The 18,693-nt window shown below is 71.1% G+C and carries 19 protein-coding genes; 12 read left to right on the top strand and 7 right to left on the bottom strand.

Features of this window, described 5'->3' with window-relative positions; genetic code table 11:
- Positions 1-228: helix-turn-helix domain-containing protein (locus BM236_RS18220; RefSeq protein ID WP_175507751.1), on the bottom strand; the 228-nt coding region annotated here is incomplete at its 3' end.
- Between the two features lie 118 nt (positions 229-346).
- Here BM236_RS18220 and BM236_RS18215 point away from each other — a divergent pair.
- Both BM236_RS18215 and BM236_RS18210 read left to right on the top strand, forming a co-directional pair.
- The gene (locus BM236_RS18215; protein ID WP_217645408.1) at positions 347-1,675 is read left to right on the top strand and encodes an HNH endonuclease; all 1,329 of its coding nucleotides are present in this window, start codon (positions 347-349) and stop codon (positions 1,673-1,675) included.
- A gap of 22 nt (positions 1,676-1,697) precedes the next feature.
- Positions 1,698-4,529 carry a DEAD/DEAH box helicase gene (locus tag BM236_RS18210; RefSeq protein WP_091126661.1) on the top strand — a complete coding sequence of 944 codons (2,832 nt, stop codon included), beginning with the start codon at positions 1,698-1,700 and terminating at the stop codon, positions 4,527-4,529.
- Here BM236_RS18210 and BM236_RS18205 read toward each other — a convergent pair.
- Positions 4,508-5,458, bottom strand: a complete 951-nt coding sequence (locus BM236_RS18205) for a 5'-3' exonuclease (RefSeq protein WP_425434221.1) — start codon at positions 5,456-5,458, stop codon at positions 4,508-4,510. The genes BM236_RS18210 and BM236_RS18205 overlap by 22 nt on opposite strands.
- Before the next feature lie 45 nt (positions 5,459-5,503).
- Here BM236_RS18205 and BM236_RS18200 point away from each other — a divergent pair, with 45 nt between their 5' ends.
- The 4 genes from BM236_RS18200 (at position 5,504) to BM236_RS18185 (ending at position 9,128) form a co-directional block, all read left to right on the top strand.
- Complete coding sequence (locus tag BM236_RS18200; RefSeq protein WP_091126660.1) at positions 5,504-5,959, top strand: Lrp/AsnC family transcriptional regulator; 456 nt, start codon at positions 5,504-5,506, stop codon at positions 5,957-5,959.
- Positions 5,960-6,281: 322 nt separating this feature from the next.
- A complete protein-coding gene (gene lnt / locus BM236_RS18195; RefSeq protein ID WP_245750423.1) occupies positions 6,282-7,847 on the top strand; it encodes an apolipoprotein N-acyltransferase in 1,566 nt (521 codons plus the stop codon).
- Entirely contained in the window at positions 7,844-8,632 is a 789-nt protein-coding gene (locus BM236_RS18190; protein ID WP_425434220.1) for a polyprenol monophosphomannose synthase, read from the top strand. The genes lnt and BM236_RS18190 overlap by 4 nt, the downstream gene beginning before the upstream one ends.
- A 31-nt stretch (positions 8,633-8,663) precedes the next feature.
- Positions 8,664-9,128 (top strand): FxsA family protein, encoded by a 465-nt coding sequence (locus BM236_RS18185; RefSeq protein ID WP_091126656.1) that lies wholly within the window; start codon positions 8,664-8,666, stop codon positions 9,126-9,128.
- Positions 9,129-9,136: 8 nt separating this feature from the next.
- On the opposite strand, the gene BM236_RS18180 is transcribed toward BM236_RS18185, so the two are convergent.
- The 4 genes from BM236_RS18180 to BM236_RS18165 all read right to left on the bottom strand — a co-directional run bounded on the left by BM236_RS18180 (position 9,137) and on the right by BM236_RS18165 (position 13,434).
- Complete coding sequence (locus tag BM236_RS18180) at positions 9,137-9,526, bottom strand: RNA polymerase-binding protein RbpA (protein ID WP_091126655.1); 390 nt, start codon at positions 9,524-9,526, stop codon at positions 9,137-9,139.
- Between the two features lie 197 nt (positions 9,527-9,723).
- Complete coding sequence (locus tag BM236_RS18175; protein ID WP_091126653.1) at positions 9,724-11,103, bottom strand: MFS transporter; 1,380 nt, start codon at positions 11,101-11,103, stop codon at positions 9,724-9,726.
- Positions 11,078-11,881, bottom strand: a complete 804-nt coding sequence (locus BM236_RS18170; protein ID WP_245750422.1) for a glycerophosphodiester phosphodiesterase family protein — start codon at positions 11,879-11,881, stop codon at positions 11,078-11,080. Before BM236_RS18170 ends, BM236_RS18175 begins: the two co-directional genes overlap by 26 nt.
- A 23-nt stretch (positions 11,882-11,904) precedes the next feature.
- Entirely contained in the window at positions 11,905-13,434 is a 1,530-nt protein-coding gene (locus BM236_RS18165; RefSeq protein ID WP_091126652.1) for a UDP-N-acetylglucosamine 1-carboxyvinyltransferase, read from the bottom strand.
- A gap of 121 nt (positions 13,435-13,555) precedes the next feature.
- Here BM236_RS18165 and BM236_RS18160 point away from each other — a divergent pair, with 121 nt between their 5' ends.
- The 4 genes from BM236_RS18160 to BM236_RS18145 all read left to right on the top strand — a co-directional run bounded on the left by BM236_RS18160 (position 13,556) and on the right by BM236_RS18145 (position 16,863).
- Complete coding sequence (locus tag BM236_RS18160) at positions 13,556-14,572, top strand: zinc-binding dehydrogenase (protein ID WP_091126650.1); 1,017 nt, start codon at positions 13,556-13,558, stop codon at positions 14,570-14,572.
- A gap of 341 nt (positions 14,573-14,913) precedes the next feature.
- Positions 14,914-15,201, top strand: coding sequence for a WhiB family transcriptional regulator (locus BM236_RS18155; RefSeq protein ID WP_091126649.1), 288 nt, complete (start codon positions 14,914-14,916; stop codon positions 15,199-15,201).
- 22 nt (positions 15,202-15,223) lie between these two features.
- A complete protein-coding gene (locus BM236_RS18150; protein WP_091126646.1) occupies positions 15,224-16,396 on the top strand; it encodes a MalY/PatB family protein in 1,173 nt (390 codons plus the stop codon).
- A gap of 2 nt (positions 16,397-16,398) precedes the next feature.
- Complete coding sequence (locus BM236_RS18145) at positions 16,399-16,863, top strand: SRPBCC family protein (protein WP_091126645.1); 465 nt, start codon at positions 16,399-16,401, stop codon at positions 16,861-16,863.
- Between the two features lie 4 nt (positions 16,864-16,867).
- Here the strand turns inward: BM236_RS18145 and BM236_RS18140 are convergent, their stop codons facing one another.
- Complete coding sequence (locus BM236_RS18140; protein WP_175507750.1) at positions 16,868-17,323, bottom strand: VanZ family protein; 456 nt, start codon at positions 17,321-17,323, stop codon at positions 16,868-16,870.
- A gap of 52 nt (positions 17,324-17,375) precedes the next feature.
- On the opposite strand from BM236_RS18140, the gene BM236_RS18135 reads away from it, so the two are divergent.
- Both BM236_RS18135 and BM236_RS18130 read left to right on the top strand, forming a co-directional pair.
- Entirely contained in the window at positions 17,376-17,570 is a 195-nt protein-coding gene (locus BM236_RS18135; protein WP_091126641.1) for a hypothetical protein, read from the top strand.
- Positions 17,571-17,588: 18 nt separating this feature from the next.
- Entirely contained in the window at positions 17,589-17,990 is a 402-nt protein-coding gene (locus BM236_RS18130) for a VOC family protein (protein WP_091126639.1), read from the top strand.
- Positions 17,991-18,693 lie beyond the last annotated feature (703 nt).

Raw genomic sequence — 18,693 nt, 5'->3', positions numbered from 1 at the left:
CTTCTGCTCGACCTCATCGCTGGTCCTGGTGGGCATTGTGTGCGGCCGCGAGGACCGCGTCACCAATCCGGCCTCGCCTTCGGTGGCGTAGCGGTCGATCCAGGTCCGCACGCACTTGCGGGAGACACCCATCGCGGCCGCGATGTGAGCTTGGGGCCAGCCGGCCTGGTGGCGCTGGACGATCAGTCGACGACCGTGAACGGTCAGCCGGGCATTACCGTGGGACACGAGAACCTCCGGGTTGGAGTGGGCCTTAGACAAGCCACATCCCATTCGGAGGTTCTCGTTCGTTCAACCAGGCTCGCCGCTACCAACGTCCTGGCCGGGTACACCTAGCGTGTTCGGCGTGGAGAACCTGCTGACACCGGTGGACGCGGACGAGGTCCGCGCCTGGGTGCAGCGCGTCGCAGGGGCACCGATCGCGTCCGATGACGGTGCCCGGGTCGACGAGCTCCGCGAGCTGGAGACGTTGAAGGCGGCGATCGAGGCTCGACAGGCCCGCATCGCGGTCGACTTCGACGCCTCCCAGCGGGCCCTCGCCGCCGAGCGCGGCGTGCCCGCCGCACGGCAGGGCCGCGGGATCGCGGAGCAGATCGCCCTCGCCCGACGGATCTCCCCACACCGTGGCCGCGTGCTGCTCGGTGCCGCGAAGAGCATCCACGCCGAGATGCCGCACACCGCCCGGGCGTGGAGGGAAGGTCGCATCACGGAGTGGCGGGCCTTGACACTGGGCCGCGAGACCGCCTGCCTGACGCGCGAGGACCGCGGCACGGTCGACGCCGAGCTCGCCCGTGATGCCGAGGCGCTGGAGGCGAAGTCGGACCGGCAGGTCGAAGGTGAGGCCCGGGTGCTGGCAGCCAGGCTCGATGCCGCGAGCGTGGTGGAGCGCCGCCGGCGTGCCGAAGCCGAACGATGCGTGACCATCCGCCCGGCGCCAGACTCGATGGTCTACCTCACCGCGCTGCTCCCGATCGCCCGGGGCGTCGCCGTCTACGCGGCCTTGAGGCGAGCCGCCGACACGGCGGTCGGCACCGGCGTTGCGACCAACCGTGGCCAGGTCATGGCCGACACCCTCGCCACCCGCGTCCTCGGGCAGATCGACTCGGATACGTCCGCACCGGGCGGCAAGCCGGTCGTCCCGGTCACGATCAACCTCGTCATGTCGGCCCGCACGCTCCTCGACCGGAGCGACGACCCCGCCGAGATCGCCGGCTTCGGCCCGATCCCCGCAAGCCTCGCCCGCCAGCTGGTGGCCGATGCGCTCGACGCCAAGACGCGGGTCTGGCTTCGCAGGCTCTACGCCGAGCCGCTCTCGGGACGACTGATCGCCATGGACTCCGAGCGACGGCTCTTCCCGCGACAGCTCGGCGACTTCCTCCAGCTCCGCGACCGGTTCTGCCGCAACCCGTGGTGCAACTCGCTCATCCGGCACAACGACCACGCGCAGCCCGCCGAAGCCGGAGGCGACACCAGCGCCGACAACGGCCAGGGTCTGTGCGAGCAGTGCAACCACGCCAAACAGGCAGCCGGCTGGCACACTCGCGTCGTCGATCGGCCAGGCCGAACCCACACAGTGGAGATCACAACGCCGACCGGACACACCTACCGGTCCCAAGCGCCGCCCGCGCCCGGCACGGGCCTTCAGGTCAGGGTCGACCTACGCTTCGCCGCCTGAGGGCGCCCGGTAGGTTGGAGGCATGGACGCCGACCTGTCGACAGGCTCCCCCCAGCCGGTCGAGCCCGGTCCAGCAGAGCGCTACGCCAGCTTCAGCCGCGACCGCAAGCACCCGGTCTTCCGCGACTTCACCGCTCTCTACGACTTCCCACTCGACGACTTCCAGGCCCGCGCCTGTCGCGAGATCGAGGAGGGCCGCGGCGTCCTCGTCGCGGCGCCGACCGGCTCCGGCAAGACGATCGTCGGCGAGTTCGCGATCCACCTCGCGCTGGCCACGGGGCGCAAGGCGTTCTACACGACGCCGATCAAGGCCCTGTCGAACCAGAAGTACCACGACCTGCTCGAGCGCTACGGACCCGACCAGGTCGGGCTTCTGACCGGCGACAACACTGTCAACGGTGAGGCCCCGATCGTCGTGATGACGACCGAGGTGCTGCGCAACATGCTGTACGCCGGCTCCCCGACGTTGCTCGGGCTCGGGTTCGTCGTCATGGACGAGGTGCACTACCTCGCCGACCGTTCCCGAGGGGCGGTGTGGGAGGAGGTCATCATCCACCTCCCCGAGTCGGTCACGCTGGTCTCGCTCAGCGCGACGGTGAGCAACGCCGAGGAGTTCGGCGAGTGGCTCTCGACGGTGCGCGGCGACACGACGACCATCCTCGAGGAGAAGCGCCCGGTCCCGCTCTACCAGCACGTCATGGTCGGCAAGCGGATCACCGACCTGTTCGCCTCCTCCGACGTCGACGCCGCGGCGGGCTTCGTCAAGGAGGGTGCCCCGGTCAACGGCGAGCTGATGCGGATCGCCCGCGACGACTGGGCCTCGACCCGGATCAGGGACCGGCGCAGCCCGCGCGACCGGAACGCGAGGAACACCGGCAAGGACCGTCGCAACGTCGGCAATGGACGCCGGGTGTGGATCCCGTCGCGTGTCGACGTCATCGACGCCCTCGAGCGCGACCGGCTGCTGCCCGCGATCGTCTTCGTCTTCAGCCGCGTCGGCTGTGACGCCGCCGTCACGCAGTGCCTCAGCGCCAACGTCCGGCTCACCAGCCTGGAGGAGCGCGAGGAGATCCACGACTACGTCGAGGCCGCCTGCGCCGACCTGCCGGTCGAGGACCGGCACGTCCTCGGCTACCACGACTGGCTCGACGGCCTCACCCGCGGCGTCGCCGCCCACCACGCGGGCATGCTGCCGGCGTTCAAGGAGGTCGTCGAGGAGCTCTACCTGCGCGGCCTGATCAAGGTCGTCTTCGCCACCGAGACCCTCGCGCTCGGCATCAACATGCCCGCCCGCACCGTCGTCATCGAGAAGCTGACGAAGTGGAACGGCGAGACTCACGCCGACATCACACCGGGGGAGTACACCCAGCTCACCGGGCGCGCCGGCCGCCGCGGCCTCGACGTCGAGGGGCACGGCGTCGTCCTCTGGCAGCCCGGCATGAACCCCGGGGAGGTCGCCGGGCTCGCCTCCACCCGCACCTACCCGCTGCGGTCCAGCTTCCGGCCGTCGTACAACATGGCGGTCAACCTGGTGCAGCAGTTCGGCCGATCGACCTCCCGCGAGCTGCTGGAGCAGTCCTTCGCCCAGTTCCAGGCCGACAAGGCCGTCGTCGGGCTCGCCCGGCAGCTCAAGAAGGCCGAGGACGCCCTCGAGGGCTATCGCGAGGCGGCGACCTGCGACAAGGGCGACTTCATGGAGTACGCCGCGCTCCGCCGTCGGATCAGCGACGCCGAGAAGGACGCCTCGCGGGCGCGCCGCGCCGACCGCCGCGACGAGATCGTCCACTCCCTCTCCCGGCTCAAGCCCGGCGACGTCATCGACGTCCCGTCCGGCAAGTTCTCCGGGTACGCCGTCGTGGTCGATCCCGGTTACGACGCGGACAGCCCCCGACCCTACGTCGTGACGTTGGACCGACAGGCGCGCCGACTAGCCATGGTCGACTTCCAGGCGCCCGTGCACGCGCTGAGCAGGATGCGCATCCCCAAGAGCTTCAACGGACGCAACCCGCAGATGCGTCGTGACCTGGCCAACACCCTGCGTGAGCGGACCCGGGACATCCCGCCCTCCCACCTGCGCTCGATCGACGAGCGCGGTGGCAAGGGCGCCCTGCCGGCCGGCGTCGAGCGTGAGGTCAACGCGCTGCGCCAGCAGCTCAAGGCGCACCCGTGCCACTCCTGCCCCGAGCGCGAGGACCACGCACGCTGGGCGGAGCGCTGGTTCAAGCTCCGTCGCGACGCGGACACGCTCGCGCGTCGGGTCGAGTCCCGCACCAACACGGTGGCGCGCCAGTTCGACCGGGTCTGCGAGGTCCTCACGGCGCTGGGCTACCTCGAGGGCGAGGAGGTCACCCCGCTCGGCCGGCCGCTCATGCGGCTCTACTCCGAGCTCGACCTCGTCGCGGCCGAGTCACTCCGGCTCAAGGTCTGGGACCCGCTCACCCCGTCGGAGCTCGCGGCGGCGCTCTCGACGCTGGTCTTCGAGGCGCGGCGGCCCGACGACGCCTCTGCTCCGCGGCTGCCCGGTGGCCGCTCCAAGGACGCCATCGCCGCGATGGTGCGGGTGTGGGCCGACCTCGACGCCCTCGAGCGCGAGCACAAGCTGGACTTCCTGCGCCAGCCGGACCTCGGCTTCGCCTGGGCCGCCTACCGGTGGGCCGAGGGCGACGACCTCGACGACGTGCTCGGCGAGATCGAGCTGGCCGCCGGCGACTTCGTCCGCTGGATGAAGCAGCTCATCGACCTCGCCGGCCAGGTGAGCAACGCCGCCGGCGACTCTCCGGTGCGCAAGAACGCCCGCGAGCTCGTCGACCGACTGAGGCGCGGCGTCGTCGCCTACTCCGGACTGGCGGACTGAGCCAGCCGGGTCAGCGCGTCGGTGAGCCGCGCGGACGGGCCGGCCAGGTTGAACTTCTCGGCCAGCTCGGCGACCCGGTCGGGATCCGCCGGCGTGTGGGGGAGCGCGGTGCCGTCGCGGTCCAGCGGGATGTCGCGAGCGACGGCGACCACCTTCGGGGCGACGGCGAGGTAGTCGGCCGCCGCGGTGATCTTGGCGCGCGGACCCGGCGCCATCCCTGAGGCCCGGTCACCGGCCGCCGCGACAATGCCGGCCAGGTCGCCGAAGCGGCCCAGCAGGCCCGCCGCGGTCTTCTCGCCGACGCCCGCGACGCCGGGCAGGCCGTCGGAGGTGTCGCCGCGCATGGTCGCGAAGTCGGCGTACTGGGACGCCTTGACGCCGTACTTCGCCTGCACCCAGGCCTCGTCGACGCGCTCGTGGTTGCCCACCCCGCGGGCGATGTAGAGCACGCGCACCTCGGCGGCGTCGTCGACGAGCTGGAAGAGGTCGCGGTCGCCCGTCACCACCTCCACGGGCATGCCGGCGCCGGTCGCCAGGGTGCCGATCACGTCGTCGGCCTCGTAACCGTCCGCACCGCGTACGGCGATCCCGAACGCCTCCAGCACGTCGGCGATGATCGGCACCTGGAGCGCCAGCGGGTCGGGGACCACCTCCACGTCGGGGCCGACCGCGTTCTCCGCCACCACCCGGTGGGCCTTGTAGGACGGGATCAGCTCCACCCGCCAGTCGGGCCGCCAGTCGTTGTCCCAGCAGCAGACCAGGTCGGTGGGGGAGTACTGCTCGACGAGCCGGGCGACGAAGTCCAGCATCCCGCGGACCGCGTTGACGGGCGTGCCGTCGGACGCGTTGATCGACGGCACCCCGAAGAAGGCGCGGAAGTACATCGAGGCGGAGTCCAGGAGCATCAGCCGGCGGGTCACGTCCGGCATCCAATCACGCCTGACCGAGGGAGGCCCGGTGACTAGAGTGACCGCGTGACAGATTCCGCCGTCGAGAGCACCGACCGCAAGATCCTGCAGCTGCTCGCCAGCGACGGGCGGATGTCCTTCACCGACCTCGGCAAGGCGACGGGCCTGTCGACGTCCGCGGTCCACCAGCGCGTCAAGCGCCTCGAGCAGCGCGGTCTCATCCAGGGGTACGGCGCCACGGTGAACCACGCCGAGCTGGGACTGCCGCTCACGGCGTTCGTCTCGATCCGCCCGATCGACCCCTCCCAGCCCGACGACTGCCCGGACCGGATCCGCGATATCACCGAGATCGAGTCGTGCTGGTCGGTGGCCGGCACCGAGGCCTACCTCCTCAAGGTGCGGACCGCGACCCCGGCGGCGCTCGAGGACCTGCTCGGCCGCATCCGCAACGTCGCCAACGTCTCGACCCGGACGACGATCGTCCTCTCGACCTACTACGAGAACCGGCCGGTCACCGACTGAGGGGATGAGCATCGGCGTGTCGCCCGCGACACGCCGACCGCGTCACGAAATGGACACGTGCGATCTGCTTTCCGTACATCCGCGCTGACCTGCGACAACACGCGTTTTCGCAGGTCATGGACGGGTTGACTGCCCGACCTCCGGTGGTGAGGCTAGGTCGGTCCGCGCGAAGCGGGCTCACCGCCGTGGAAGGACCTCGGTCTCAATAGACAACTCCCGTGCCCGACATCCGGTCGGGCACGGGCTGGCCCGACGTGCACCGGGGTCCTTCCCGACGACGGTCATGCCCCCATGCCCGGGACGGGGCGCGTAACGTATCCGCGTGCCGCGCGTCGTCGTCCTCCTCGTCCGGTTGGGCCTCGCCGTCGGCTCGGGACTGCTGCTGACCGCCGCCTTCGAGCCCGTCGCGCTGCCGTGGGTGCTGCCGTTCGCCGTCGCCGGGTACTTCCTCTCCGTCCGCGGAGCGCGTCCGCGGGTCGGCTTCCTCGTCGGCCTGGCCTTCGGCGTCGCGTTCTACTTCACGCACATCGTGTGGATGAAGGACTCGGTCGGCCCCGACGCCTGGGCGGGCCTCGCCGGGGTGGAGGCTCTCTTCTACGGCGTCCTCGGCGCCCTCCTGCCGGCGTTGACCCGCCTGCCGCTGTGGCCGCTCTGGGCGTCGGCGGCCTGGACCGCGATGGAGTTCACCCGCAGCACCTGGCCCTGCAGCGGGATGCCGTGGGGGCGTCTCGCCTACGCGGTCGCCGACACCCCGGTCGCGCCCTCGCTGGCCTACGTCGGGGCGACCGGCGTGACCTTCGGCCTGGCCCTGCTCGGCGCGCTGCTCACCTGGTTGCTGGTCGCCCCCCGCGGCCGCCACCTGCTCGGCGTCGCCGGGATCGCGGTCGTGCTCGGCGGCATCGCGGCGGCCGCCGTACGGCCGTGGCAGGCCGACGAGACCGGGCACCTCCGGGTGGCCGCGGTCCAGGGCGACGTCCCGGGGCCCGGCAACGACATCCTCTACGACCACCACCAGGTGACCCGCAACCACGCCGACGCCACCCTCGACCTCGCCGCGCAGGTGCGCGCCGGCACGCAGGAGCGACCGGACCTCGTGGTGTGGCCGGAGAACTCCACGGCGACCGACCCGTTCCGCGACGGCGCCGACAACGCCGCGATCACCGGTGCCGTACAGGCCGTCGGCGTGCCGGTGCTGGTCGGCGCGATGGTCGACGGCGACGAGACGCACGTGCTCAACCAAGGCATCGTCTGGGACCCGGTGACGGGAGCGGGGGAGCGCTACACCAAGCGCCACCCGGTGCCGTTCGGCGAGTACATCCCGTTCCGCGGGCTGATCGACGGCTGGAACTTCGGTCGACTGGCGATCATCGGCCGGGACATGGTGGCCGGGACGGGCAAGGAGCCGCTGACCGTGGCGGGGGCCCGGATCGCCGACGCGATCTGCTTCGACGTCGCGTACGACGACGTGCTGGACCAGCAGGTCTCCCGCGGTGCCCAGCTGGTCACCGTCCAGACGAGCAACGCGACCTTCATCTTCACCCACCAGGTCGAGCAGCAGTTCGCGATCACGCGGCTGCGCGCGATCGAGACCGGCCGCTACGTCGTCGTGGCGTCCACCAACGGGCTGACCGGCGTCATCGCTCCCGACGGGAGCGTGGTCGCGAAGGCCGAGCCGCGCACCCGCAGCGTCCTCGACGAGCAGGTGGGCCTGGTCAACGCCCTGACCCCTGCGGTGAGGATCGGCCCGTGGCTCGGACGCGGTGCGGCGGCAGTCACCCTCGTCGGCCTGGTCCTGGCCGCCCTGGGCGGTCGACGCCGTCGTAGGGTTGTCGCTACGCCGCGGCATGACGCACCCGATGCCCCCGACCAGGAGATGAGCCTGACGTGAGCGACAGCAGGGCCGGCGAGGCGACCGGCGCGGATCGCGCCGCCGACCTCGGCCGGGTGGTGATGGTCGTGCCGACCTACAACGAGGCCGACAACCTCGAGTGGATCGTCGACCGGCTGCGACGCGCCCAGCCGGACGTCGACGTGCTGGTCGTCGACGACGGGTCGCCGGACGGAACCGGCGACCTGGCCGACCGGCTCGCCGCCGCCGACCGGCAGGTGAAGGTGCTGCACCGCACCGAGAAGGCCGGCCTCGGGGCGGCGTACCTCCACGGGTTCGGGTGGGCCCTGCAGGAGGGCTACGACGTCATCGGCGAGATGGACGCCGACGGCTCCCACCAGCCCGAGGAGCTCGGCCGCCTCCTGGCGGCGCTCGCCCACGCCGACCTCGTCATCGGGTCGCGCTGGGTGCCCGGCGGCTCCGTGGTCAACTGGCCGCTGTCGCGGGAGGCCCTCTCGCGCGGCGGCAACCTCTACGTCCGGCTCCTGCTGGGGATCAGCGTCCGCGACGCGACCGCCGGCTTCCGGCTCTTCCGCCGCTCCGCGCTGGAGAAGATCGACCTCGAGACGGTGCAGTCGAGCGGCTACGTCTTCCAGACCGAGCTGGTCACGCGAGCGCTCCGGGCCGGGCTGACCGTCACCGAGGTGCCGATCGAGTTCGTCGAGCGGGTCCGCGGCGCGTCGAAGATGAGCGGCGCGGTCGCCGCCGAGTCGATGAAGCGGGTGACCCGCTGGGGCGTCCGCCTGCGGCGCGAGCAGCTGCGCCGGGCCTGGGGCCGACGCTGACGCCGCTTGGGGCACGCGGGATCATGGACACGTGAGCCCCACCCGCAGCCGCCGCCGTCCCGCCTGGGTGTGGGCCGTGCTGGTCGCCTTCCTCGTCGTCCCGATCCTCGAGCTGTGGGTCCTCATCCAGGTCGGCCGGACCATCGGGATCGGGTGGACGCTGCTGCTGCTCGTGGCGGACTCGATCCTCGGCACCTGGCTCATCAAGCGCGAGGGCGCCAAGGCGTACGCCGCCCTGCGTGGTGCGCTCGCCGGTGGGCGTATGCCGCACCGCGAGCTGGCCGACGGTGCGCTGATCGTGCTCGCCGGCGCACTCATGCTGAGCCCCGGCTTCGTGACCGACATCTTCGGCGTGCTGCTCCTGCTGCCCGTCACCCGCCCGCTCGGCCGACGGGTGCTGACCGCGCTGGTCGCCCGGCGCATCAGCGTCGTGACACACGAACGCCCCGGACCTGGAGGCGACTCCGTGGTCCGGGGCGAAGTGGTCGACGACTAGTCAGCGAGTCAGACGCCGGCTGCCTTGCGCTTGCGGCTGTTGGCGCGGTGCAGGTGGGCCGGGCCGATCTCACCGTCGCGGAGCAGCTCGAGCCGCTCCTTGAGGATCTCCTCCAGCTCCTTCTCCGAGCGGCGCTCGAGCAGCATGTCCCAGTGCGTGCGGGCCGGCTTCTCGTTCTTCTCCTCGGGCTGGACCCCGGAGACGCTCAGCGCCTCCTGGCCGCAGCGAGGGCACTCCCAGACCGCGGGCACTTCGGCCTCGTCGGACATCGTGATCTCGAACACGTGTCCCTGCGGGCAGCGGTAGCCGACCTGCTGGCGCGCGGCGAACTCGATCCCGCGCTCGTCCTCGAAGCTCTGGCCCCCGAGTCGGGCACCCCTCAGTGTGCGCTCCGCCATCGCGGCACCTCCTCTTCCGATCCCGCGCCGCCACCGGTCCGGCGGCATGAGCGGGCCACATCCGTGAGACGGGCATGCCGGTCGATGGTGACGACGTACGGCCCGTTCCCCCTGTCAAGTCTTCAACGGTAGCGAGCCGCGAAAGGTTCCAACAATCGACGGTTCCCGCGGGGGACATGGCTCACACGTCGGCGGGCTCAGACGACGGCCGGAACGACGTTGCCCGCCTCGACGATGCCGCGCCGTGGATCGACGCGCGACAGGAACACCAGCCCGATCGCGAAGAGGGCCATGAGGGCGAGGAGCGCCGGCCGGTAGGAGTCGGTCCACTGGTGCACGAGGCCGAAGATCAGCGTCCCGATCCAGCTCGTCCCGCGCTCGCACGCCTGGTAGAGCGAGAAGTACTCCGCCTCGCGGCCCCGGGGGATCAGCTGGCTGTAGAACGAGCGGGACAGCGCCTGGCTGCCGCCGAGCACGATGCCGATCGCAACGGCGAGGCACAGGAACAGCACGACGTTGTCGGCCGGGGTCAGCCAGCCGGCGACGACGACCAGCAGCCAGATGAGCAGACCGCCCATGATCACCCGGTAGGTGCCGTGCCTCTTCGCGACGCGGGCGAAGCCGAGCGCGCCCAGGATGCCGACGAACTGCACCACGAGGAAGGCCAGCAGCACGGTGCTCTTCTCGAAGCCGAGCTGCTTCTCGCCGTACACCGACGCGGCGTAGATGACCGTCTGGATGCCGTCGTTGTAGAACAGGTAGGCGATCAGGAAGGTCAGGGTCACCGGATAGCGGCGCAGGTCCTTCAGCGTCGCCCACAGCTGACCGAAGCTGGCCTTCAGCAGCCCGCCCCGCTCCACGACCGGGTTGACCGGTGGACGCGCACGGACGCCGCGCACCGGCACGATCGTGAACACGGCCCACCACAGACCGGCGCTCAGCAGGCTGATCCGGACGGCGGTCTCGGTGTGGTCGCTGAGCACGCTCAGCAGCACGAAGTTCGCCGCGAGCAGGAGGCCTCCACCGAGGTAGCCGAACGCCCACCCGCGCGACGAGACACGGTCGCGATCGTCCGGCTCGGCGATGTCGACCAGGATCGAGTCGTAGACGACAAGGCTGGCGCCGAGGCACAGCGTTGCCAGCAGCAGCAGGACCGCCCCGAGCTGCCAGTCCGAGCCGGCGACGAAGAACATCAGCATCGCCATCACGCTGCCCGACCACGCGAACCCGCCCAGCAGCTTCGGCTTGTCCGAGCTCCGGTCCGCGACGGCGCCGACGATGGGGAGGACGAGCGCGGACAGGATGGTGGCCACGGTGACGATGTAGAAGACCAGCGACCCGGCGGAGATCCCGAGCCCGAGCAGGTGGACGTCCTGGGTGCACTTGACGCCCTTGTCGTCGTCGGTGACGAAGCCGCAGGCCGCCTTCTCCGCGACCGACGTCAGGTAGGGCGCGAACAGGACGGCCGCCGTCGTCGTCACGAAGGCGCTGTTGGCCCAGTCGTACCAGTACCAGGCGCGCTGCTCCGCGCGCCGGCGGACCGGCTCGAGGTCAGCGATCGGTGTCGGAGTCGTCATGCGCGTCCTTCCACAGTCCGCGCTCCTCGAGCACGTCCTTCAACAGGTCCGTCCGGTCGGTCATCAGACCGTCCACCCCGCGCTCGATGAGCTCCTGCATCTCGGCCGGGTCGTCGATGGTCCACACGTGCACCTGCAGCCCGTTGGCGTGCGCGCGGCGGATGAGACCTCGGCTCGCGACGACCAGCCGGCCGCGGCGGTGGGGGATCTGCAGCGCCACCGGTCGGCCCGGCGTAGCCAGCCGGGAGAGCCGCGCACCGGGCAGGAGCAGGTAGGCGCCGACCTCGAGCGGGTGGGCGCCCGTGCGGGCGCGGCCGGCGCCGAGCCGGCGGAACACGCGCAGAGTGGCGGGGGAGAAGGAGCTGACCACGGCCCGGTTCCAGGCGTCGCGCTCGGTGAGGAACGCGGCGAGCGCCGGAGCCGCCGTACGCGACTTGAGGTCGATGTTGAACTCGACCTCGGGGAAGGCGTCGAACAGCTCCGCCAGCGTCGGCACCTGGTGGTGACCACCGATCCGGGCAGCCCGTACGTCGGCCAGCGTCATCGCCGCAATCTCGCCGCTGCTGTCGGTGACCCGGTCGAGCACCGAGTCGTGGAACGCGAGCAGGACGCCGTCGCTGGTGGTGTGCACGTCGGTCTCGAGGTGGGTGTAGCCGAGTGCCACGGCGTGCTGGAACGCCGCCAGGGTGTTCTCGAGTCCCTCGATCTCGGGGTGGTAGGCGCCGCCGCGGTGGGCGAACGCCAGCACGCTCCGGTCGGCCGGTCCTCCCTCGGTCACGGGGGAGAGTATGGACCAGCCGGTCAGCTCAGGTCGCGGAACGGCTCGATGTTGGCGCCGAGCTCGTTGAGCCGCTCGGCGAGGTCCTCGTAGCCGCGTGAGATGACGTAGGTCGACCGCAGCACGCTGGTGCCCTTGCTGGCCAGCATCGCCAGCAGGATGACGACGGCCGGGCGCAGCGCCGGCGGGCAGACGATCTCCGCGCCGGAGAAGTGGGTCGGGCCCTCGACCATGACGCGGTGCGGGTCGAGCAGCTTGACCTGGCCGCCGAGCTTGGTGAGCTCGGTGAGGTAGATCGCGCGGTTCTCGTAGACCCAGTCGTGCAGCAGCGTCTGGCCGGTCGCGACGGCAGCGATCACGGCGAAGAACGGCAGGTTGTCGATGTTGAGGCCCGGGAACGGCATCGGGTGGATCTTGTCGTTCGGGGCCCGCAGGATCGAGTGCTTGGTCGTGATGTCGACCAGCCGGGTCTGGCCGTTGGCCGCGACGTACTCCTCGGAGCGCTCGTAGAGGAAGCCCATCTCCTCCAGCGTCGCGAGCTCGATCTCGAGGAACTCGATCGGGACGCGGCGGATGGTGATCTCGGAGTCGGTGACGATCGCGGCCGCGAGCAGGCTCATCGCCTCGATCGGGTCCTCGGCCGGGGCGTAGTCGACGTCGACGTCGATCGACTCCAGGCCGCTCACGGTCAGCGTCGTCGTACCGATGCCCTCGACCTGGACGCCCAGCCGCTGGAGGTAGAAGCACAGGTCCTGGACCATGTAGTTGGAGCTGGCGTTGCGGATGACGGTGGTGCCCGGGTGCAGCGCGGCGGCCATCAGCGCGTTCTCGGTGACCGTGTCGCCGCGCTCGGTGAGCACGATCGGGCGGCCCGGGACCACCTTCGGGTTGACGAGGGCGTTGTAGGCGCCGTCGGTGGCCTTGACCTCGAGGCCGAAGGACCGCAGCGCGGCCATGTGCGGCTCGACGGTGCGCTCGCCGAGGTTGCAGCCGCCGGCGTACGGCAGCTTGAACTCCTCGGCGCGGTGGAGGAGCGGGCCGAGGAACATGATCACGGAGCGGGTACGCCGGGCGGCCTCCTCGTCGACGTTGTCGAGGCGCAGCTCGCGCGGCGGGACGATCTCGAGGTCGTTCTGGTCGTTGAGCCAGCGGGTCTGCACGCCGAGGCTGTTGAGCACCTCGATCAGTCGGTTGACCTCCTCGATCCGGGCGACCTTGCGCAGCGTCGTGCGGCCGCGGTTGAGGAGCGAGGCGCACAGCAGGGCCACGCCGGCGTTCTTGGAGGTCTTGACCTCGATGCTGCCGGACAGGGTGGTCGGCCCGGTCACGCGCAGGTGCACCGGGCCGATGCCCAGGCTGACGATCTCGGAGTCGACGGCCTCGCTGATGCGGGCGATCGTCTCCAGGGTGAGGTTCTGCTGGCCCTTCTCGATGCGGTTGATGGCACTCTGGCTGGTGTTGAGGCGGTCGGCCAGCTGGGCCTGCGTCAGGCCACGGTGGGTGCGTGCGTCACGGATGAGGTTGCCGATCCGGCCCTTGTATCCCTCGCTCATGCATGCCACGGTAACTCATATATGAGATAGCGCAAGATCTTAGAAAGCCGGTGTGTCGGGGCGCAGGGGGAGGATCGGCGCCCCTGGTGGCACGTCACCCGGCCTCTGACACCATAGCCGCATGCGCGCGACGACCCTCCATGGCCTGAAGGACATCCGCTTCACCGAGGTGGCCGACCCCGTCATCGAGCAGCCGACCGACGCGATCGTCAAGGTCATCGCGAGCTGCATCTGCGGCTCGGACCTGTGGAACTACCGCGGCGACAACGACATCACGCCCGGCATGACCATGGGGCACGAGTCACTCGGCGTGGTCGAGGAGGTCGGCTCGTCGGTCTCGTCCTTCCGCAAGGGCGACACCGTGATCGTGCCGTTCTGCCACTGCGACAACACCTGCCCGAACTGCACGTTCGGCGCGCAGTCGGCCTGCGTGCACCTCGGCTTCACGGTCAGCGGCCAGGGGGAGTACGCCCGGGTGACCCAGGCCGACGGCACGCTCTACCGGATCGACGCCGACCCCGCGCCGGAGCTGCTGCCGTCGCTGCTCAGCCTCAGCGACGTGATGGCCACCGGCTGGCATGCCGCGGTCGCGGCCGGCGTACGCCCGGGCGGCACGGCGGTCGTCGTCGGCGACGGCGCCGTCGGCCTGTGCGGCGTCATCGCGGCCTCGATGATGGGCGCGGAGAAGGTCGTCGCGATGTCGCGGTACGCCGACCGGCAGAAGCTGGCCACCGCGTTCGGCGCCACCCACGTGGTCGAGACGCGCGGCGAGGAGGGCGAGGCGGAGGTCCTCGAGCTCACCGACGGCGTCGGCGCCGACGCCGTGCTCGAGTGCGTCGGCACCGACCAGGCCATGCGCACGGCCTTCGCGGTGGCGCGGCCCGGCTCGACCGTCGGCATCGTCGGTGTGCCCCACGGCGTCCAGCTGCCCGTCCACCGGATGTTCCGCAAGAACGTCGGCCTCGCCGGCGGCATGGCGCCGGTCAGGCGCTACCTCGACGACCTGCTGCCGCTGGTCCTCGACGGCCGGATCAACCCCGGCCTGGTCTTCGACAAGACCCTGCCGCTGGCGGCGGTGGCCGAGGGCTACCAGGCGATGGACGAGCGCACCGCGATCAAGGTCTTCCTGCAACCCTGAGCCGCCGGTGTCGGGATGGTTCAGCCGCCGAACGGGCCGGGGCACTCGCAGGTGGTCGAGTCGCAGGGGAGGTACTGGTGGGCGGCGTGACCGCAGCGCGGGCACGGCCGGTCATGGCACAGGTGCTCCGTCACCAGTACAACGGTGTCCCACATGGCCCCTCGCCTCCTCGGTCCACGATGCGCCTTCGGGCCCTGTGACCTGAGGAGCATGCGCGGCGTGTCCGGATACCGATTCGGCCGCGACCAGTGCTCTCTGAGCAGAGACGGGCCACTACCTCAGGGTCGGACTAGGGAACTCTCCCGATGTGGCGGCCTACCTCAGGCCGTCAGGGTGGAGTCATGGCCCAGACTGAGTTCGCCGAGGTGGGGTTCCGCGAGCGCACGGACGTGGTGCCCTGCGCCGGCGCGGAGGGCGACCTGTGGTTCGCCTCCAACCCGACCGCGATCGAGCGCGCCAAGTCGCTGTGCCGGGAGTGCCCGCTGCGGGACTCCTGCCTGGCCAACGCGATCGACCGGCAAGAGCCGTGGGGCGTGTGGGGTGGGCAGCTCTTCGAGAACGGCGTGGTGATCGCGCAGAAGCGCCGCCCCGGCCGTCCCCGCAAGGACGCGACGCAGCTGGCCAGCTGAGGGGCTCGATACGGTCTGTGCCATGGAGCACCTGACCGCACCGCCGACCGTCGCCGAGCCGCTCGACGTCCTGCGTCGACGTACGAGCGAGAAGTGGTCCGCCTACCCGGCCGACGTGCTGCCGATGTTCGTCGCGGAGATGGACTTCCCGCTCGCGCCGGCCATCAAGGCGGCGCTGACGGCGGCGGTCGAGCGCGGCGACACGGGGTACGTCGACCAGGGGGACACGTCCCTGCGGCGGTCGTTCGCCGACTTCGCGGCCGACACCTGGGGTTGGCGACCCGCGCCCGAGCGGATGCGGCCGACGACCGATGTCAGCGTGGTCATCGTGGAGTCCCTGCGCCGCCTGGTGCGGCCGGGCGACGGGGTCATCGTGACCCCGCCTGTCTACGCGCCGTTCTTCGACTTCATACCGGAGGCCGGGGGAGCCGTGGTCGACGTTCCGATGCTGCACGACGGGATGTCCTACACGCTCGACCTCGACGGGATCGACCGGGCCCTGGTGGGGGGCGCCAGGGGAGTGCTGCTGTGCAACCCCCACAACCCCCTGGGTCTGGTCCATCCGCGCGAGACCCTGGTGGAGCTGTCGCGGATCGTCGCGCGCCACGGCGGCTTCGTGGTCAGCGACGAGATCCACGCACCGCTCACGCACAGCGGCGTCGAATTCACGCCCTACCTGACCGTCTCGGACGCGGCGCGTGAGCACGGCATCGCCGCCGAGTCCGGCAGCAAGGCGTTCAACCTGGCCGGGCTCAAGTGCGCGTTCTTCGTCGCCGAGTCCGACCGGATGGCGTCCGTCGTCACGGGACTGCCGGCCGAGGTGTCGTTCCGCACCGGCCTCTACGGCGCCATCGCCACGCGCGCGGGCTTCGCCGAGAGCCGGGACTGGCTGGCCGGAACCGTCGCCGCCGTCGAGCAGAACCTCGACCTGCTCGACACGCTGCTCCATCGCGACCTGCCGGCCGTCAGACTGCGGCGTCCGCGGGCGAGCTACCTGGCCTGGCTCGACATGTCGGCGCTCGGCTGGGGCGACGACCCTGCGGTGCGCGCGCTCGAGTCGGCCCGCGTCGCGCTGATCTCCGGACCGTCGGGCGGCCACGGGGGAGAGGGCTACGCGCGGATGAACGTCGCCTGCGCCCCGGAGACGATCACCGAGGCCGTCGCTCGGCTGGCCCGGGCCGCGGCAGGAGGCTGAGCGTGCCTCGCACCGACCGCGCGTCGCGTGTCATCGCCGCACCGGCGGAGTCTGTCTACGCCGCCCTGGTCGACGCGTCCGCGCTCGAGATGTGGCTGCCGCCGAGCGGGATGGCCGGCCGTGTCCTGGAGCTCGACCCACGGCCCGGCGGCGCGTTCCGGATGGTCCTGACGTACGCCGACCCGGCCGGCGTACGCGGGAAGTCGAGCGAGGACTCCGACGTCGTCGACGCGCGGTTCGTCGAGATCGCGCCGGGCTCGCGCGTCTCCTACGCCGTCCGCTTCCTGTCGGAGGATCCGGGCTTCGCCGGGTCGATGACGATGACGTGGGACCTCACCACCGTCGACGGCGGCACCCGGGTCGACATCACCGCGACCGACGTGCCGGACGGCATCACGCCCGAGGACCACGCCACGGGGATGTCGTCGTCGCTGGACAACCTGGCGCGGTTCGTGGAGCGAGGCTGATCCCTCAGCCGGCCAGGGCAGCCCGGCGCCGCCGACGACGCTGGCGCCGGATCGTCGCCGGCAGGGTGAGGGCGAGCCCGAGCGCCACGCCGATGACGGCGCCGGTGGCGTTCGCCACGAGGTCACGGTCGTCGGGCACCCGGCCCGGGATCTCGTGCTGCAGCGACTCGATGCCGGCGGTCATCGCGAACGCGGCGATGATCGCGAGCCACCAGCCGCCGGCGCCGAAGAGCAGCAGCAGGAAGACGCCGACCGGGACGAACAGCGCGATGTTGGCGAGGAACTCGAAGCGCGAGTAGTCGATCGACTCGGCGTACCCGCGCCGGTGCAGAGCGTCGACGATCCTGGCCGCGAGCTGCGCCTGATCGGTGTGCTGGTCCTGAGGCGTCAGCGTCAGCCAGGCGACGAACACCAGGTAGCCGCCGGTGACCAGGCTCAGGAGCGGGTGACGGTGGAACACCGTGCCAGTCTGCCGGGCGACGCAACGGCGCGTTTCCGGGTACCGCTCGGGCATGAGCGACATCCCTGACGAGGACCACGTCGAGTCGCGCGCCGAGCTCCTGCCTGAGGAGGTCGCCGCCGGCAGCGACGATCCGCACGCGCAGGCCGAGGCGATCCTAGCGGAGTCCGAGGAGCGCACCCAGGACCCGGCCGGCACGGGAGCGGAGTCGGTGCAGACGAGCACGCCGGATGAGCGGCCGTCCTAGCGGCTCTAGGCTTTCTGCATGGCGCGGATCGGACAGCTGCAGGTCAACCTGTTCTGCGACGACGTGGACGGTTGCCTGGCGTTCTATCAGCAGCTGGGGCTTCAGGAGGCGTTCCGCGCACCGAGCTCCGGGCCGATCGAGCACGTCGAGGTCGAGGCGGCCGGCGTCCGGATCGGCCTGACGTCCGCACGCGTCGCGAACTCGCTCGTGGGTCTCGGTGTGGGACCGAGCGACCGTCCGTCGACAGAAGTCGTGTTCTGGTGCGACGACGTCGACGCGATGTTCGAGCTCGCCCTGTCGGCCGGCGCCGCCAGCGTCGTGCCCCCGATGGACTCACCGGACGGGCGGCTGCAGTTCGGCTGGGTGCGCGATCCCGACGGGCACCAGGTGAAGTTCGTCCAGAAGCGGGCTGACGCTTGAGCGCCGACGTCACCGATAGGTGGCCGTAGTACTCAAGCGTCGCTCGCAGCCAGGCGATCATGGAATGCGGCCGCGGCGCGCTCCACGTGATCGCCGATAAGCGACACCGTGGGGACGACAGGGGCCGTTGATGGTGCCACCCCGCTGAGGTGCGACCAGCCTGCGCGCGGTCGCGCGCTGGTGGGCGTGCTCAGCGGGGTGGCACCGGCGGCGGTTCCTCGCGTTGCCGCTGACAACTGTCGGCGCTTCCTGGGAGACTTCGCAGTGCGCGAATGAGAGCCGGGGGAGAGCCCCGGTCGATGCGAGGTCCGCAGCCTGCTCGGAGGTCGGTTAGCGGACATGCCCTGTGAGGGGCGGGAAGACACCGGATAGGTCGGCCCGCCTGAGGGCTGAGAGGTCTTCCGGAGCGGCGCAAGTCCTAACCGACCTGCGCCCCTGGTGGTCTCCGTGCTCTCTGCTGTTCTGTCGTCGCTTCGTTCGTTCGGTGTTGCCCTGGTCCGCGCGGCGGGTGGGGGTGGGTGGCCTCTCTCGGGTGGCTGGAAGGGCCTAGAGGCTCGCGGGGGAGCGCAGCGAGCCCGTGAGAGGGCCCTGGAAGCCGCTAGGCCACCCGCACCCGCCGTGGTGAGCCGCGCTGCCGAGGTGCCACGAACCGACCCCTGCCCTGTAACACGGGGGTCGTATCTGTCAGGCCACGCGGCGGAAT

It is taken from the genome of Nocardioides terrae (assembly GCF_900112345.1).
Classification (GTDB): domain Bacteria; phylum Actinomycetota; class Actinomycetes; order Propionibacteriales; family Nocardioidaceae; genus Nocardioides; species Nocardioides terrae.
The sequence above is the reverse complement of the archived record's forward strand: the minus strand, read 5'-3'. Positions and strand labels throughout refer to the sequence as shown.

Bases quoted from the DNA above. Each gene is read 5' to 3' on its own strand.
- BM236_RS18150 (WP_091126646.1), top strand. From the start codon at position 15,224: ATGGAGCACCTGACCGCACCGCCGACCGTCGCCGAGCCGCTCGACGTC.
- BM236_RS18135 (WP_091126641.1), top strand. From the start codon at position 17,376: ATGAGCGACATCCCTGACGAGGACCACGTCGAGTCGCGCGCCGAGCTC.
- BM236_RS18165 (WP_091126652.1), bottom strand. From the start codon at position 13,434: ATGAGCGAGGGATACAAGGGCCGGATCGGCAACCTCATCCGTGACGCA.
- BM236_RS18160 (WP_091126650.1), top strand. From the start codon at position 13,556: ATGCGCGCGACGACCCTCCATGGCCTGAAGGACATCCGCTTCACCGAG.
- BM236_RS18180 (WP_091126655.1), bottom strand. From the start codon at position 9,526: ATGGCGGAGCGCACACTGAGGGGTGCCCGACTCGGGGGCCAGAGCTTC.
- BM236_RS18205 (WP_425434221.1), bottom strand. From the start codon at position 5,458: ATGCCGGACGTGACCCGCCGGCTGATGCTCCTGGACTCCGCCTCGATG.
- BM236_RS18210 (WP_091126661.1), top strand. From the start codon at position 1,698: ATGGACGCCGACCTGTCGACAGGCTCCCCCCAGCCGGTCGAGCCCGGT.
- BM236_RS18155 (WP_091126649.1), top strand. From the start codon at position 14,914: ATGGCCCAGACTGAGTTCGCCGAGGTGGGGTTCCGCGAGCGCACGGAC.
- BM236_RS18175 (WP_091126653.1), bottom strand. From the start codon at position 11,103: ATGACGACTCCGACACCGATCGCTGACCTCGAGCCGGTCCGCCGGCGC.
- BM236_RS18130 (WP_091126639.1), top strand. From the start codon at position 17,589: ATGGCGCGGATCGGACAGCTGCAGGTCAACCTGTTCTGCGACGACGTG.